This window comes from Halomonas sp. NYA30 (genome assembly GCF_976980765.1).
In genome coordinates, this window is the sequence record NZ_OZ334477.1 from 1,664,355 (window position 1) to 1,679,127 (window position 14,773).

The 14,773-nt window shown below is 55.4% G+C and carries 14 protein-coding genes; 3 read left to right on the top strand and 11 right to left on the bottom strand.

The window, feature by feature from the left end; all coding sequences use genetic code 11:
- Positions 1-67: 67 nt before the first annotated feature.
- Positions 68-934: an ABC transporter substrate-binding protein gene (locus ACWI0H_RS07555; protein WP_336273024.1), complete on the top strand. Its 867-nt coding sequence runs from the start codon at positions 68-70 to the stop codon at positions 932-934.
- 68 nt (positions 935-1,002) lie between these two features.
- On the opposite strand, the gene ACWI0H_RS07560 is transcribed toward ACWI0H_RS07555, so the two are convergent.
- From ACWI0H_RS07560 to ACWI0H_RS07575, 4 genes are read right to left on the bottom strand one after another with little or no spacing between them, the layout of a single operon-like run.
- A complete protein-coding gene (locus ACWI0H_RS07560; RefSeq protein ID WP_101146549.1) occupies positions 1,003-1,824 on the bottom strand; it encodes an alpha/beta hydrolase fold domain-containing protein in 822 nt (273 codons plus the stop codon).
- Between the two features lie 14 nt (positions 1,825-1,838).
- Positions 1,839-2,294 carry a thioesterase family protein gene (locus tag ACWI0H_RS07565; protein ID WP_336273023.1) on the bottom strand — a complete coding sequence of 152 codons (456 nt, stop codon included), beginning with the start codon at positions 2,292-2,294 and terminating at the stop codon, positions 1,839-1,841.
- Entirely contained in the window at positions 2,294-3,247 is a 954-nt protein-coding gene (locus tag ACWI0H_RS07570) for an L-carnitine dehydrogenase (RefSeq protein ID WP_336273022.1), read from the bottom strand. Before ACWI0H_RS07570 ends, ACWI0H_RS07565 begins: the two co-directional genes overlap by 1 nt.
- The gene (locus tag ACWI0H_RS07575; protein ID WP_336273021.1) at positions 3,244-4,137 is read right to left on the bottom strand and encodes a beta-keto acid cleavage family enzyme; all 894 of its coding nucleotides are present in this window, start codon (positions 4,135-4,137) and stop codon (positions 3,244-3,246) included. The genes ACWI0H_RS07570 and ACWI0H_RS07575 overlap by 4 nt, the downstream gene beginning before the upstream one ends.
- A gap of 284 nt (positions 4,138-4,421) precedes the next feature.
- On the opposite strand from ACWI0H_RS07575, the gene ACWI0H_RS07580 reads away from it, so the two are divergent.
- Both ACWI0H_RS07580 and ACWI0H_RS07585 read left to right on the top strand, forming a co-directional pair.
- Positions 4,422-5,699: a PQQ-dependent sugar dehydrogenase gene (locus ACWI0H_RS07580; RefSeq protein WP_336273020.1), complete on the top strand. Its 1,278-nt coding sequence runs from the start codon at positions 4,422-4,424 to the stop codon at positions 5,697-5,699.
- A gap of 112 nt (positions 5,700-5,811) precedes the next feature.
- Entirely contained in the window at positions 5,812-6,129 is a 318-nt protein-coding gene (locus tag ACWI0H_RS07585; RefSeq protein WP_336273019.1) for a c-type cytochrome, read from the top strand.
- Positions 6,130-6,179: 50 nt separating this feature from the next.
- On the opposite strand, the gene ACWI0H_RS07590 is transcribed toward ACWI0H_RS07585, so the two are convergent.
- From ACWI0H_RS07590 to ACWI0H_RS07620, 7 genes are all read right to left on the bottom strand, one after another.
- Positions 6,180-7,367, bottom strand: coding sequence for a lipocalin-like domain-containing protein (locus ACWI0H_RS07590; protein WP_336273018.1), 1,188 nt, complete (start codon positions 7,365-7,367; stop codon positions 6,180-6,182).
- 10 nt (positions 7,368-7,377) lie between these two features.
- The gene (locus ACWI0H_RS07595) at positions 7,378-8,436 is read right to left on the bottom strand and encodes an ABC transporter permease (protein ID WP_336273017.1); all 1,059 of its coding nucleotides are present in this window, start codon (positions 8,434-8,436) and stop codon (positions 7,378-7,380) included.
- Entirely contained in the window at positions 8,342-9,859 is a 1,518-nt protein-coding gene (locus tag ACWI0H_RS07600; RefSeq protein ID WP_336273016.1) for an ABC transporter permease, read from the bottom strand. The genes ACWI0H_RS07595 and ACWI0H_RS07600 overlap by 95 nt, the downstream gene beginning before the upstream one ends.
- Positions 9,856-10,521 carry an ABC transporter ATP-binding protein gene (locus ACWI0H_RS07605; protein WP_336273015.1) on the bottom strand — a complete coding sequence of 222 codons (666 nt, stop codon included), beginning with the start codon at positions 10,519-10,521 and terminating at the stop codon, positions 9,856-9,858. Before ACWI0H_RS07605 ends, ACWI0H_RS07600 begins: the two co-directional genes overlap by 4 nt.
- A 46-nt stretch (positions 10,522-10,567) precedes the next feature.
- Positions 10,568-12,127 (bottom strand): sensor domain-containing diguanylate cyclase, encoded by a 1,560-nt coding sequence (locus tag ACWI0H_RS07610; protein WP_336273014.1) that lies wholly within the window; start codon positions 12,125-12,127, stop codon positions 10,568-10,570.
- A gap of 482 nt (positions 12,128-12,609) precedes the next feature.
- Complete coding sequence (locus ACWI0H_RS07615) at positions 12,610-13,389, bottom strand: OBAP family protein (RefSeq protein WP_336273013.1); 780 nt, start codon at positions 13,387-13,389, stop codon at positions 12,610-12,612.
- Positions 13,390-13,431: 42 nt separating this feature from the next.
- Positions 13,432-14,585 (bottom strand): IS3 family transposase gene (locus tag ACWI0H_RS07620; protein WP_485875816.1). Its coding sequence is split into 2 segments (ribosomal slippage): positions 13,432-14,348 and positions 14,348-14,585, totalling 1,155 coding nucleotides; the frame shifts between segments, so codons are not numbered across the junction.
- Between the last annotated feature and the right edge of the window lie 188 nt (positions 14,586-14,773).

Here is a 14,773-nt window from a genome sequence, read left to right on the forward strand (position 1 = left end):
TGCCACTACCAAGTCATTGTCGCTGAAAGCGGGGTTTCTACTCTCTGCGTTCGTTGCCACGCCTGCTATGGCAGAGCTCGATGAGCTGCGTTTTGGGGTGCCGCCGTGGCCGGGGGTGACGGTTAAGTCTGAAGTGGCTGCCCAGCTGGTTGAAGTGATGGGCTATGAGACGCGCCAGCAAGATCTGGCCGTGAGCGTCATTCTGGAAGGCCTGTCGAGCAACGACCTGGAAATCTATCTGGGCGGCTGGTACCCGGTACAGACTGATATGGTCGAGCCGCTGGTAGCGGATGGCAAAGTCGAGAAGGTGGTTTCCAATATCAGCGGGGCCAATTCCGGGCTGGTGGTTCCCCAGTATGTCTACGATGCCGGCGTGACCACGGTGGCTGAATTAGCAGCGCATCGCGATCAGTTCGACGGTGAGATCCAGGGGATAGAAGCGGGCACCGGGATCAATGAGGCCATTCTCAACGCCATCGATAACGACCTGGCAGGTCTGGGGGATTGGCAGCTTCGTGAAAGCTCGACCTCGGCCATGCTTGCCCAGGCGGAGCAAAAAATGGCTGACGAGGAATGGGTCACGTTTGTCGGCTGGGAACCTCACTGGATGAACGTGAGCTTTGATTTAGCCTATTTAGCCGACAGCGATGATGCGGGCGTGGCATCCATTGAAAGCACCGTGTGGACTATTACCCCGGCAAGCCTTGCCGATGAGGCACCACAGGTGCACCGCTTCCTGTCGCAATACGTGGTGGCGATCGAGGACCAGAACGAGTGGGTGCACGAGTACAGCTACGAAGAGCGCCCGGCGGATGAAGTGGCGAACGAGTGGATTGGTAACAACCTGGATACCGTTGCCGAATGGTTAGACGGTGTTGAAACCCGCGATGGCAAATCCGCTATTGAGCAAGTGCGGGCCCAGTTTGATTCTTAATAGCTCGGCTCTTAATAGCTCGACGCTTAAAAGCACGTTTTTTACGAACTGAACGACGAAACGGCGCCTTAATGATTAAGGCGCCGTTTTAGTGTGTGGCAAAAGTCCTGCCAAGCGGCACTCATGTCGGGTAGCTGAGTGTGGGCGTGAAGCGCGCCATGTACCATCTGCGGCGCACAGCGGTAGCCAATGGACGCCCCCGCTTGCTGCCAGAGCACCACCGCCGTTTCGACAGGCCGCGTTAACGGGTCGTGCTCCACGGTGAGCACTTCGATGCTGCTCGCAGGAGGGCTACAATCCCGCTGGGTGGCGATAATCTCAGGGCACTGTTGACGAATACTGAGCACATCGCTGCGTGACAGTAGTGGTGCTTCCTCCCCAAGGCAGCTAGTTGAAAGTTCGCCGACCGGTGGGTAGATCAATCCGAGCGGCGGTGCTTCATTAAGCTGATGGGCAAGGTCGATAGCCAGTCGTCCGCCCGCGCTGTCACCCACCAGCGCAACAGGATGAATCGCTTCTAACACCGCTTGGCAGTCTGCCAACATGGCGGGGTAAGCCACCTCTGGCGCCAGCCGATAGTTAACGCTCACCACTTCACGCTCAAGGGTTTGTGCCAAGCTGGCGGCGAGGCCGTGGTGGCTCTCCGCTGAGCCGATCGTAAAACCGCCGCCATGGATAAACAGCACGCAGCCTGGCGTTCGCCGTTGGGGGATAAAGCGGCGCACGCTAACACCCTCACAAATGCTATTGTCGATCCGCATTCCTGCCGGGTCGGGTGGGGCGACGGTGCGACAAAGCTTATCGTAGGCACGCCGCGATTGAGGCAAGGGTAGTTCCTCCATCATGGCCAGCCCTGCGCTAAAGCGTTGAATAAAGGCGTCTACGTTCATCTTTGATGTCACCCTCAGCGTCGAATACCGATGGTGCGGCCAGCAAGCTCCGGCCAGGCATCGCTCTCTGCCCGCGGCAGTGCCGCCACATGATTTGCGACCGTTTCGGGAAACGGGCTTGGTCGCCCGGAAGCTTGCTTCATGCCCATCAGCATCTGTTCGCTGGTTGCCAGCAGGTTGCCTTCGTCATCGAACATGGCGAAAAATACGTGCAGGCGTTTTGCATCGCTATCGAGCAGCGTTAGGTCAATATTGAGCGGCTGACCTTGGTGCGCCTCGCGGCGATAGCAGAGGTGGGTTTCCAGCGTATAGATCGTGTAGCCATAGTGCTCACGGCCTGCTTCGTCTAAGCCTATCTGGTCAATCAGTGCTTCGCAGGCCTGGGAAAAGACGCGGGCGTACTCCGCGTCGTTCATGTGCCCGTTGTAGTCGACCCACTCGGGGGCGACGTGGGTTTCATGGATGATCATTAAATGCGTCCCTTTAGACCTTCGGCTTCCGGCCAGTATTTTTGCACTACTTCCAGCAGCTCGACTAAAAAGTCATCCCGGCGCCGGTCCAGCGTGGCCACTGAACGCCCCGCGGCCTGGTGCTCACAGCCTTCGACCACTTTGTCGATGAGTTCGTCGGTGAGTTCGGGGGCTTCCAGCTTGGTCCAGGGTAGTTTTAATGCGGGGCCAAACTGCTCCAGCATATGACGCATGCCAGGCTCGCCGCCCGCCAAGTGGAAGGTTAAAAAGGTGCCCATCAATGGCCAGCGGAGCCCGCAGCCGTAAACCACCGCCGCGTCGATCTCTTCGGTGGTGGCCACGCCATCGTTGACCAGGTGCAAGGCTTCACGCCACAGCGCTTCCATCAAGCGGTCGGCGATATGGCCCTCTATTTCACGGCGCACCACCAACGGCCGCATGGCGAGCGACTGATACAACTCTTGGGCGCTGGCGATTTGGGCGGGCTGGGTGGCCTCACCGCCAACAAGCTCTACCAATGGCAGCAAATACACCGGGTTGAAGGGGTGAGCGACGATCACCCGCCCAGGTGCTTGCTGGCACTGCTGCTGCAGGTCGGTGGGTTTGAAGCCGGAAGTCGACGAGCCAATGATGACGTCCGGTGCGGCGGCAGCATCGATAGCGGCTAAAATTTCTTGCTTTAGCGGTAGGCGCTCGGGCACGTTCTCCTGAATCAGGTCCGCGCCGTTCACAGCCTCTTCAATCGTGGTCGCAAAGGTTAACCAATCAGGGCTAGCACCGGGCGCAAGGCCAAGCTGGGTTAACGAAGCCCAGGCATTGTCGATAAACGATTGGGTGCGCGCTGGCGCGTTGGGATCCGGGTCGAAGGCGACGACGTCCCACCCTTGAGCGAGGGCGCGGGCAATCCAACCGTTGCCAATCACGCCAGTACCAATCACGGCTAAGCGGCTCATACAGCATCTCCTGACGGGTTACGTAACTTCAGATGTGCCCGGGTTTCTGCAGGTGTCATTACTCGGGCGCCGAGGTTTTCAATGATGGTTGACGCTTTCTCGACCAGTTGGCCGTTGTTAGCCAACACGCCTTTTTCTAAAAACAGGTTATCTTCCAACCCGACCCTTGCGTGGCCACCCAGCAGCACGGCTTGGGCGACCATGGGCATTTGATGGCGACCAATGCCAAAAGCGGCCCAGTTAGCGTTGGTAGGTAATTTGTTACGCATGGCCAGCATGGTTTCGGTGTCCGCTTCGGCGCCCCAAGGAATACCCAGGCAGAGCTGGTAGAGCGGGTCGCCATCGATCAATCCCTCTTGCTGAAGCTGGCGAGCAAACCAGACGTGGCCCAGATCAAAGCACTCCAGCTCCGGTTTAACACCTGCGGCTTGAACGAGGCGGGCGTGCTCGCGCAGCCAGTCAGCGGGGTTGACGTAGACCATGTCGCCAAAGTTGAGGCTGCCGCAATCCAGCGTGCACAGCTCGGGGAGCAGCTCGCCGACCGGGGCGTGACGTTCGGCGGGCGTTTGGATATCGGTGCCAGGGCCACCGCGTGTTGGGTCTGTGGCATCGGGGATCCAGTCGCCGCCGCCGCCCGCGGTGATGTTCATGACGATATCCACATCGGCCTCGCGAACGCGCTCCATTACTTCGCGGAACTGCTCAGAAGAGTGGCTGATGCCGCCGGTCTCTGGGTCGCGAACATGGATATGCGCGATGCTGGCCCCGGCGCGAGCAGCTTCAATGCAGGAGGCCGCGATGGCCTTGGGTGTCACGGGAACGCTGGGGTTTTTGGCGGTAGTATCCCCTGCGCCGGTAACGGCACAGGTGAGAATGACATTGCGGTTCATGGCGTGCTCTCTAGTCAGCAGTTTATTCGCTTACTAGTGTGTCGCGGTGTGCAGACATTGGTTGTCATAAAGCGACATTCGCTATACACAGGGTGCGGTTTTTGATCTCCATTGGTGAATTGACTCCTCCTCACTCCCCACAATGGGGATTGCTCAATTCGCAATGTGCTGATTAGAAACTTGGTTCACGGTAAATATTGACCGCCATGGTTGCCGATCTAAACTAAATAAGCGCGTGCAATGTAAATAAAAATTACAAACAACTTAAGGAAGGAGAGCTTGCCATGTCCCCCAAAACCACTCTGCGACCGCTATGTGCAGCCATCGCCTCTGCGGTTATCGTCGGCTTCCCAGCGGTCACGACTGCCAATGAGCCTGAACTCAGCCAGACTGAGGTGTTAACCGGTCTTGAAAATCCTTGGGATATGGCCTTTCTGCCCGATGGGACGATGTTTTACACCGAACGCTGTCGTGGGCTTTCGGTACGGCTCCCCGATGGTGAGGTAGAGCATCTGCTAGGCATGGAAGGCACGGAGGAGTACGCCACCACTGCCGATGATCTTGTTTGCGAAGGTCAGGCCGGGATGAACGGTGTGGCCATCGACCCCGATTTTGACGAAAACCGCACGGTCTACGTTTACTCTGCCTCCAACATGTCTGAGCCACGCACTAACCGTGTGCTGCGCATGACAGTCAACAGTGAGTTTACTGAGGTATCGGATCGCACCGACATTGTCGAGGATATTCCGTACAAGCCCGCCGCCACCGACCACCCGTTCGGCGATGCTGGCGCACACAATGGCGGACGTATCCGCTTCAGCCCGGAGGATGGCTACCTGTATGTGACCACTGGCGATAACCATAACAGTGAGATACCGCAGTCACCGAAGCTTCTTGGTGGCAAGGTGCTGCGTATCGACCGGGATGGTAAGGCTGCCGAGGGTAATGAACCGCCTGAGGGCTTCGATCCTCGCATCTATACTTATGGGCACCGCAACGTACAGGGCATTACCTTCCACCCAACTACTGGACAACCGATTGTGACGGAACACGGCCCCTGGCATTCGGATGAGATCAATGCGCTAGTTAATGGTGGTAATAGTGGCTGGGATCCGAAACCCAACATGGCGGGCCGTGGCGACTGCCCGGACGATTATTGCGGTTATGAGCCCAATCAGACCGAGGGGATGGATCCAAAAGAGCGTGCGGCCTATATGCCGGTGACCGACACCGAAACCTACCCTGACGCTATGCAGCCCGCTTGGCAGAACGATGGGCTTTCTCAAGGTATCTCGTCTGCCGAGTTTCTTGTCGGCGAGCAGTGGGGCGATTGGGACGGCCGTTTGGTTGTCGGTTTTATGGGCATCGGTTTCGGCGGTACGCCGGTGGGGCAGCGTATTAACCTGATTGATATCGCGGAGGATGGTCTTTCGGTAAATGACGTTGCCGAAATGCCGGTGCCTATGGGAGCGGCTCGCTTCCGTTCGGTGGTACTGGGCCCGGAGGGTGATCTTTATACAGCGGTTGATGAAGGCAGCATTTACCGCATCACTCCGGAATAAGCTAATGGCAGCCGCACTGGCATAGCTCCTGGCATAGCTCAGTGCGGCTGCGCGCTCACCCACACCAACTCATGCTTTTTGATCAAGACCACTCTACTGGGAAAAGGTCACTATGAAGGTATCGCTGTTTTTCATTATTACGATGGCGCTGGCGATGGGGTCGACAAGTGGTCAGGCGGCAGATAAGTCCGCCGGAGAAGCGCTATTTGCCGACGCATGTGCCCAATGTCACGGCCCAAAAGGGAAGGGAATGGCTAGCTTTCCTTCACTTAGCGGGCGGGATGCGGAGTATATTACTTCCCGCCTTGAAACGTACCGAGCTGGTGAAAAGGTGGGATCAAACTCTTTCTTGATGATCCCCAATGCTACCGATTTATCGGATGATGATATTGCTAATCTAGCTGCTTTTATCACAGAGAGCGCCGAGTGACATGGCTGTTTAAAAGAGCCGCATTAATTACGCCACTTGCTTATTGCTTATTAATACCCGGTCATTTCCAGATGTCCGTCGCCAAGCGGCCCGCCGCTGGCGCGGTCACTGATCTCCACTTCGCCCTCCCAGTACGGCACGCTGGTACTCATCCAGCGGTTGGCGTGGGGCGCTTCGACGTTGATATCGACACCTGCTGATGGCACTTCCAGCCGCCAGCGGGTGGGGATTTCTCGCCCGGCGACAGTCGACGTTGCCAGCGGGGTCATGATGATGTCGGTATTTGCTAATGGAGTGGGTTCACCTTGCGGAGTAATCCAGGTGCCCGAGCGGTAGTCAGCGCCTTGCTCTTGATCAGTGTTGTCACCACCGCCCCGTAGTTGAAACGCCATCAGCTTGTGACCGTCGTTAAAATGCAGCGATAGCCAATCCCAACCTGACTGTCGAGCATCGAGTAGCTGGCTGCTCCATTCGCGATCGAGCCAGCCACGACCACTGACGGCTTGGGTCTCGCCATTGAGGGTTACATCGCCTTCAATTCTCCAGAAGGGCTGGCTGTAGTACATAGAGCCCTGGCCATTGGTGGCTTTCTGGCTGAACCCTTGTTCCCCATGCAAAACCAGTGGCCCTTGGGCGGTAAGCGTTAACGTATAGCCAAAGCGCGACTCGCCTTCGCCGCTGTAGGCGGTGAGCGTTAAGGGGCTGAAATCGCTGCTGCCGGCCTCTTCGCTTGCTTTAAGCTGCCAATCATCTAACCAGGCATGGAAGGGGCTGGAGATGATGCCTGCTTGGCTATCCTGGGGAACGCTCAGGTCGGCCTGAGAGTGGCTGCGCCCGAAACGCTCGGCCACTTCGTGTTGTTCTCCTTGGGAGATCGCCATATGGGCCATCCAGAGTTGGTCAGCCGCCCAGGGTGTAGGAGCAGGGCGCTCGCTCGGCGGCGTTAACGCTTGACGAAAAAGTGTCCACTGCAGGCCAAGTGGCTCGCCAGAGGCATCTTCTAAGTTGGCAGTTAAGTACCACCACTCGATGCGGTAATCCGGGTGTGCAGCGTGATCAGTTGGGAATGTAAGCAACTGGTTTGGCTCGGCATGTTGAAAGCCATCAGCCTCCTGGCCCAGCCCGGCAAAGCCTGTGTCAGCAGGCGACGTTGATTCTTCTGAACTGCAGCCGTGAAGCATCAGCGTCGCGGTGAACGCAAGTAGAAGACGGAAGTTTTGCAGTCGACTTAAACTCATTGATTTAGGCTCACTGATTGGCCTCTTCTGCTAGTAACGTGCGCGGTGAGGCACGCCAAAAGCGCAGCGCAGGCAGTGCTGCAGATAACAGCGCCACGGCAACCGCGGTCGCCAAGGTGACAGCCATTTCCCAAGGGAATAGATAGAGCGGTAGGCGCCAACCAAAGGCAGCCACATTAATGATCGCCACCAAGCCCCAGGTGATCGCGATACCCAGTGGCAGTGCCAGCAGGCCGGTGACCAATGCCGCACCCCCCAGCTGCACCAAGCTGAGCTGGGCTAGCTGTGCCCTAGGAACACCCAGCGCCCAAAGCGGTGCTAGCTGTTGGCGTCGGCTGCGTGCCTGGGCAAGAAGGCTAGCCAGCAGTGCCAGGGCCGCGACCGCTAAGGTCAGTACATTCAGGGCACGGGTGATGGTAAAGGTGCGCTCGAAAATCTCGGTGGCGATGCGCTTGATCTCGCGTTGGTCGCTAAGGGCATCGCTGCCCAGGCCAAAGCGCTCGGTAAGTGCTTCACGCAGGGCATCCACATCGGCGTTGGGATGCAGCACCACGCCCATCGAGCTAGGCGGGGCATCAAAACGCGCGGCAAGCTGGGGCGATGCCATGAGAATCTGCCCGCTGGGATTACCGTAATCAGGGTAAGTCGCGGCGATGGTCAGCGTTTCATTGGCGCCCGGCGCGCGAAGGGTTAGCTGGTCGCCGGGGGAAAGATTCTCAGCAGTAGCGAGTTGTTCGTTAATAAAAGCCGCGCCATGTTCAAAGGCTGCCCAGGCAGCGTCGCGGTCTTGCTGGGTCGTCAGGAGAGGCCAGTGAGGTGTCAAAGATTCGCCTGGCGTAATGCCATAAAGCTCGATAGGTGTGCCCAAAGTGCGACTGCCTTTGTGCGTGATGATGGACTCGAGTATGGCCTCGCTTCGCCGAGTGAGCAGGCGATCTGAGACGCCAGGGCGGTCAGCCAGCCAAGCATCAATATCAGTATATTGCTCGGCGGGAGCATTCAAATAGAGGGGGGCGACCAAGCGCTGATCCAGCCACTCTAAAAAGGTGAGACGAAAACCACCGACCATACTGCCGACCCCTAGATTGGTCGCCAGGGCGATGAGTAGGGCCATCATGGCAAGCGAGAGCTTGGGTAGCTGAAGCTGCATATCCGCCAGTGCCCAATGAACTAGCGGGCGTCGTCGGGCGAGATGTGTCAGCACTTTCAATACGAGGGCTAGCAAGGGGGGGGAGCCACAGTGCGCTGGCCAGAAGTAACGCGGCAACCAGCGCAAAGCCTGCCACTAAGCCATCGCCCGGGGGCTGAAAGCGAAGCCAAATATGCAAAGCTAGCGAAACGCCCACTGCGAAAGCGCCGCCGATACTCATCAACATTAACTGTCGACGGTAACCACTTCGCCAAGCCTGCATCTGGCCTAATTCCAGCATGTTTAAGCGCGCAGCGCGCCACAGCACGCCGCCGCCCGCCAGCAGTAGCCCGCCAAGGCTAACCGCTAGCCCGCCGACCCAGTAATGCCAGGGTAAGTTGAGCTCTCTACCAACGCCTGCGCCATACAGCGAGCCTAGGGTGGCCGCTACATCGGGCAGTAATAGGCGTGCCAGCCATACGCCGCTGGCGATGCCAGCAGCGGCACCTATCAGGCCAAGCAGGATGAGTTCTACGCCGAGCGCTAGAACCAGACTACGCCCTGAGACCCCCAGTACTCGTAGGGTACGCAGCATGCCCAAGCGTTGTTCCAAAGCCAGACCTAGCGCGGCCTGCACGATAAATAGCCCTACGACCCAAGCGAGTAGACCCAACGCGGTAAGGTTTAAGTGAAAACTTTCGGTAAGTTGGCCGGGGGTGGCGATGCGTGTGGCACGGGTGAGCGTTAATCCGGCCGGTGCCTTTGCCAGTGCCCCCGGCGCGGCCACAAGGCGTGTGATTTCTTCACCGCTTTCAAGTAGCCGTGCTGCAGCGGCGATATCCATCATTAGCGTGTCCGGCGGTAGCGCTGGCGCTGAGATGAGCGGCGGGAGTGTCTTGCCGTTCGCCAGGGTAGTGGTGGCCGTTAAGGTGTCGGGGGCTGCACGCGTTTGCCACGGCGGTGTCAGGAAGGCGGTTAACGATCCCGAGGAGTCTGCTTGGGCCAGCGGGTTATTATTAGCCAGGGTCAGCGGATCAATGCCGATCAATGTTAGCCGGGTGCCATCTTGAGTGACAACGTCACCCTCTAGCATGGGCGAAACGGGCAAGCCCGCTTGGCGTAGGGCGTGATAGTCCGCACGAGTGAGGGGAGCGCCATCGCGTCGCTCAAGCTGATCCAACTGGGTATCAAACATGGCATCGGCGCGGTCGTAGCTGTCGCGAGCCGTGGCGTTGATGGCTTGAATGCCACTCCATAGAGCGCTAGCTACCCACAGGCCGAGCAGTAGCATGGCTAATTGGCCAGGGTGACGCCGATAGTGAGCGAGCAGCGTCGCCAGCACCGTGGGCAGGGCTTTGATCATAATGCCGTGTTAATCAGTTGTCCGTGGCGTAAACGCAGGCAGCGGTCCAGCGGGGCGGCCACTTGCGGGCTGTGGGTCACGACTAGAAGAGCGCACTGGGTTTCGCGGACAAGGCTTAATAGCAGTTCAAGCACTTCACCTGCGGTGGTTTCATCCAAGTTGCCCGTCGGTTCGTCGGCTAGTAACAGCGGCGGGCGCGGGGCTAAAGCGCGGCCAATGGCCAGGCGTTGTTGTTGCCCGCCGGAAAGTTGTTCTGGGTAACGTTTTTCCAGCCCCTCTAGCCCCAGCCGTGCGATTAAATAGGCTGTCCAGTCGGTATCGTCACGGTTGGCCAGACGCGCCTGAAGGCGCAGATTGTCGATGACCGTTAGGCTGGGGACTAAGTGAAATTGCTGAAATACTAAGCCCAATTTTTCGCGGCGTAGCTTGGCGCGGTCGGGTTCGGCTAGCGTCGATACATTCTTTCCCGAGAGTGTGATGCTGCCCTGATCAGGCAGATCCAAACCGGCAGCAAGATGGAGGAGGGTGGATTTTCCACTTCCCGATTCGCCCATTAGTGCGAGGCTTTGGCCGGGTGCTAAGCGAAGGGAGACATCGTCGAGTACTTTTAGCGGGCCTTGAGGTGTCGTATAGGTTTTATGGACCTGATGAAGTTCCAGCATGGGCTGCCCTTATTGCTGAGGAAAGGCACTAATCGCAAACGCCAGACTAGTCATCAATAGGCGTAATCGGTGCGCCGCGCTCGCCATACACGGCTATGCCGCCGCGCCCTGTGCGCTTGATGAAATACATGCTTTTATCAGCCGCATCAATTAGCTCGCCTGCGCTGCCAAACCCGCCATCATTTAAACAGGCAATACCAATAGAGACGGAGACATGGATGGGAACATTGCCATCGCGACCCATTGGGATTTTTTCTAAACGCTCGCCAATTCGCTTTGCGAAAACATGGGCAGCTTTGGCGTTTTCATCAGGTAAAATGATCAAAAATTCCTCACCGCCCCAGCGGCCGGCCAAGTCACCTTCGCGAATTAACGCTTGAAGCGTCTTGCCGAATTTTTCGAGCACTTGGTCGCCCATTTGGTGCCCGTACTTATCGTTCAGTTTTTTGAAATGGTCCAGGTCAATAAATACGACTGACATGATGCGAGACTGTTGCTGACACAGGGCAAAACGCTTTTGCATCTGCTCTTCTAGCCAGGCACGGTTCGCAAGGCCTGTGAGCGTATCGGTTCGCGAGCGCTCTTCTAACTCATCTTGTCGTTGACGCAGCAAAGCGAGTTCCGCCTGTTGCATCTCAAGACGCGCATTGAGCTGTAACGTCTGCCGAAATAGCAGTTGTTGCGCCTCAGCAAGCAGCGATTCGTTATCTTGTAGCGGAGGGGCTGCCATCTGCAACATGTCAGCCAACGCCGGTAACTGCTGCTGAATATTTTCTAATAAATGCCGCAAAGAGATGGTGTGGGTGCCCCGATAGGTTTCAAATTCCCTTATCACAGTGACTAATGACTGTGCTGGGTTTGAAGAGAGCCAGGCATCGGCGATGGGGCCAGATAACTGAATACATACCATGTCCGGGGCGGCAATGTCGTATTCACCATGGCTATCACAGATACGTTGGGCGAGAGGTGTTGGAACTCCCCATTTAGCGGCAATCCAAGCACCTACTTGAGAGTGGTCACAGCCAAAAAGCCGTTGTTCTGATTCTGATAACTGCCGATGTGATAGAGCGGCTTCAGCATATAAATGACTGCTTTCTATAGGATAAGTTGCACGCAAGGCAATAATGCCAATGTCTTGAAGCAAGGCTGCCGTAAAAACAGGTCCTGCCATGTCGGCGCAGAGATGAATGGCAAGGTGTCGTGCTGCTAACGAGGCAATGATCGAGCGCATCCATACACGCTGATAATGGGTATCGACCGCCCTGTTTTGAAGTAGGCTGAAACTCATTACTGCTGCCAGTGTGGCATCTAACCCCAGGCGGGCAGCCGCTTCATGGCACGTGTGCACTTTAATGTGGGTACGCGAGAAAAAGGCACTGTTCGCAAGCGTAATGATTCGCATGGTTAAGGCTGGATCACGCTCAATGGCGTTGGCATACTCGCTAACCGAAGGGTGCTCTGTGCGTGCTATCTTCAAGACATTAATAGCGACAGAAGGTAGAGAGGGCAGATTAGGACACTTGAGGAGATCAGCTACTAAAAATGCAGGTAGTGCAGTCGCTAAGGCTAGATCTTTCGAATAGTCTTTTCCCTGAATGACCTCCATTACTCTCTCCTTGCTTTTTATTGGCTAGTTTCAGCAGCCTTCAGCCTTTCCTGGCTATTGCGTCGAAGCCGATGATGTTCGTATTCAAGCGTTCGTTTTAATTCATCATAGGTGAATCACGGACAAAATACTTATATTCGGTTCTACTGATTTTTCTTTGTCGATCCCAAAAGTACTCTAATCGGTACTGTTTTGTAAGATATCTCCTAGTTATTTGTAAGTAATTTCTTACGTAGGGGTAGGAAATTAGCTATTTTTAAGAACTTATACCTGGCTTGTTACTTTGAGTTTCTTTTTTTTACTCCCGGTTGCTTTAGATTTCTTTCAATGACAGGCACCATTTATAGAGGAAATTTCAGCCCAATTAGTTAAAGCGCAAGCAATGTGCAGTTAGCCAGCAGCACGTTTAGATATAGGTCTTTTATGTGTGACGCCGCAGTCGGTAACTTGGGTTTTGTACTAGATTTTCTCGCCAAACTATTTTAATAAGAAGGCTTGGCCTCGACGCCAGGGATTGGCTGTGTTGGCCTAGGAAACTCGCCTTTTAAGGCATCAATGCCGCTTTGTGGCTTTGCTAATGGCACTAAATCTTGCCGTGCTCTACGCCGTTCTTCTGTATCAATGCCCATTCGTTGGTCACGTTCCTCAATCAGGCCTGGTTTCGCCTCGCCGTCACGATTGAACGACCACGCAAGAGAGGGCTCTCCAAGGGGTAATGAAAGTTCATTGCCCTCACTATGCGCTGTACCCCACGTATGCCATGTTTTACCGTAGCTGTTCACCTTGCTTTTCATAAGTTCATGTTCGGCAGCTACTGGTAAGTTAGGGGCAACCAACTGGCCGGAAAGAATCTCACCGTTATGCGGATGCCAGTATTGTTTCTCTTCTTCTGGGAGTTGCTCGAAGAGTGTTTCAGAGATGATGTATTCAATACCGTTTAGCTTCGCATCATCAGTATTGCCGTCGTAAAGAGCGCACTGTAAGAAGTCTTCATTTACCTGATCACAGAAGTGATGGGCCTCAAACTGGTGCAGTGGCTCTTTTTTTAACGGGTGAAAACCGACGAGGTAAACATTAAGACGCGATGGGGGAGCGTCTGTTTGCATCATGCTTGCTCCTGCTTCTAATAGTTGAGATTTTGCACTCTCAGCTCTACCAGGAACCTCAGTAGTCGAGTGCGTCTCCCCCATGCCGGTGCAACCAGCTAGAGTAAAGATCGATGCGACAAACGTACCGTAATGAAAGCCATTAATGTTGAGCATAAAACCACCTACTATTTGGCTATATGAATCGCCCCGGATATTCTAGACACCCGTTAGGCTCTTAAAGTAACGCCTTTCATACTCAACCGGTGACAAGTTATCACTTGTGCTGTGTCGGCGCTTTGGGTTGTAAAACATTTCAATGTAATTGAAAACGTCACGTCTAGCCGCTTCGCGTGTTGAATAAATCTGTCGCTTGATTCGCTCTCGCTTGAGAAGTTGAAAGAAGCTTTCAGCAACGGCGTTGTCATGACAGTTACCACGTCGGCTCATGCTGCCTACCAAGTGATTTGCTTTCAGAAAGCTTTGCCAGTCTCCACTGCTAAACTGGCTTCCTTGATCCGAATGCACCATCACCGTTACTTGTGGCTTGCGTCGCCAGACGGCTGATAACAAAGCATCCAATACCAACTCCGTAGTCATGCGAGACTTCATCGACCAGCCAACCACTTGACGGGAAAACAGGTCGATAACTACTGATAAGTAAAGCCAGCCTTCGTAAGTGCGGATGTACGTGATGTCCGTCACCCAAGCAATATTTGGCGCTGTTACTTCAAACTGACGGTCTAAATGGTTAGGGGATACAACAGCCGGTTTTCCACCACCATAGCCGCCAGGGCGTCGTCGATAGCCCGTCTGAGAGCGTAAACCTTCCCTATTCATAAGACGCGCCACACGGTGCTTCCCGCAAGCTTCGCCAGCTTCACGCAAGTCCTGGTAGACTTTGCGATAGCCATATACACCGCCGCTTTCAAGCCAAGAGTGCTTGATCAATCCCAGCAGGCGCTCATCTTCCCGTGCTCGATTAGAGAGCGCTTTTTTACACCATGCGTAGTAACCGCTGGGGTGCACTGCCATCACCTGACACAAGCGACGTACCGAATATTGGCTCGCATGATTTTGAATAAACGCGTACCTCAGTCGGACTCCCTGGCGAAGTACGCGGTGGCCTTTTTTAATATGTCTCGCTCTTCTGATACGCGTTTGAGCTCGGCCTTCAAACGACGGTTTTCAGCTTGGAGATCATCATCCTCTTGCCGTTGTTCTACCGGCTTATCGTAGCGCTTAATCCAGTTGTATAGGCTGTGACCTGACACGCCTAGCCGCTCAGCGACCTCGGCCACGCGATGGCCGCGCTCTACCACCTGTTTGACGGCTTCGATTTTGAATTCTTCAGTGTAGCGGGGATGGCTCATGGTTCCTCCTAGATACCTTTAGTATAAGGCCTGGAGGTGTCTACGAAACCTGGGGCGATTCAATAAACATATTGCAATATGTTTTTGAGGTTAGCCTGTTACCGGTGATTTTCAATTTAGTGCGCTATGTTTGACCTATGATAAATGGTGCCAACCACCGCGTGTTTGATGCAACGGGGCGCCTGCGC

Coding starts and splice junctions, on each gene's coding strand:
- ACWI0H_RS07555 (WP_336273024.1), top strand. CDS start 68: ATGGCAGAGCTCGATGAGCTGCGTTTTGGGGTGCCGCCGTGGCCGGGG.
- ACWI0H_RS07560 (WP_101146549.1), bottom strand. CDS start 1,824: ATGAACGTAGACGCCTTTATTCAACGCTTTAGCGCAGGGCTGGCCATG.
- ACWI0H_RS07565 (WP_336273023.1), bottom strand. CDS start 2,294: ATGATCATCCATGAAACCCACGTCGCCCCCGAGTGGGTCGACTACAAC.
- ACWI0H_RS07570 (WP_336273022.1), bottom strand. CDS start 3,247: ATGAGCCGCTTAGCCGTGATTGGTACTGGCGTGATTGGCAACGGTTGG.
- ACWI0H_RS07575 (WP_336273021.1), bottom strand. CDS start 4,137: ATGAACCGCAATGTCATTCTCACCTGTGCCGTTACCGGCGCAGGGGAT.
- ACWI0H_RS07580 (WP_336273020.1), top strand. CDS start 4,422: ATGTCCCCCAAAACCACTCTGCGACCGCTATGTGCAGCCATCGCCTCT.
- ACWI0H_RS07585 (WP_336273019.1), top strand. CDS start 5,812: ATGAAGGTATCGCTGTTTTTCATTATTACGATGGCGCTGGCGATGGGG.
- ACWI0H_RS07590 (WP_336273018.1), bottom strand. CDS start 7,367: ATGAGTTTAAGTCGACTGCAAAACTTCCGTCTTCTACTTGCGTTCACC.
- ACWI0H_RS07595 (WP_336273017.1), bottom strand. CDS start 8,436: ATGGTCGGTGGTTTTCGTCTCACCTTTTTAGAGTGGCTGGATCAGCGC.
- ACWI0H_RS07600 (WP_336273016.1), bottom strand. CDS start 9,859: ATGATCAAAGCCCTGCCCACGGTGCTGGCGACGCTGCTCGCTCACTAT.
- ACWI0H_RS07605 (WP_336273015.1), bottom strand. CDS start 10,521: ATGCTGGAACTTCATCAGGTCCATAAAACCTATACGACACCTCAAGGC.
- ACWI0H_RS07610 (WP_336273014.1), bottom strand. CDS start 12,127: ATGGAGGTCATTCAGGGAAAAGACTATTCGAAAGATCTAGCCTTAGCG.
- ACWI0H_RS07615 (WP_336273013.1), bottom strand. CDS start 13,389: ATGCTCAACATTAATGGCTTTCATTACGGTACGTTTGTCGCATCGATC.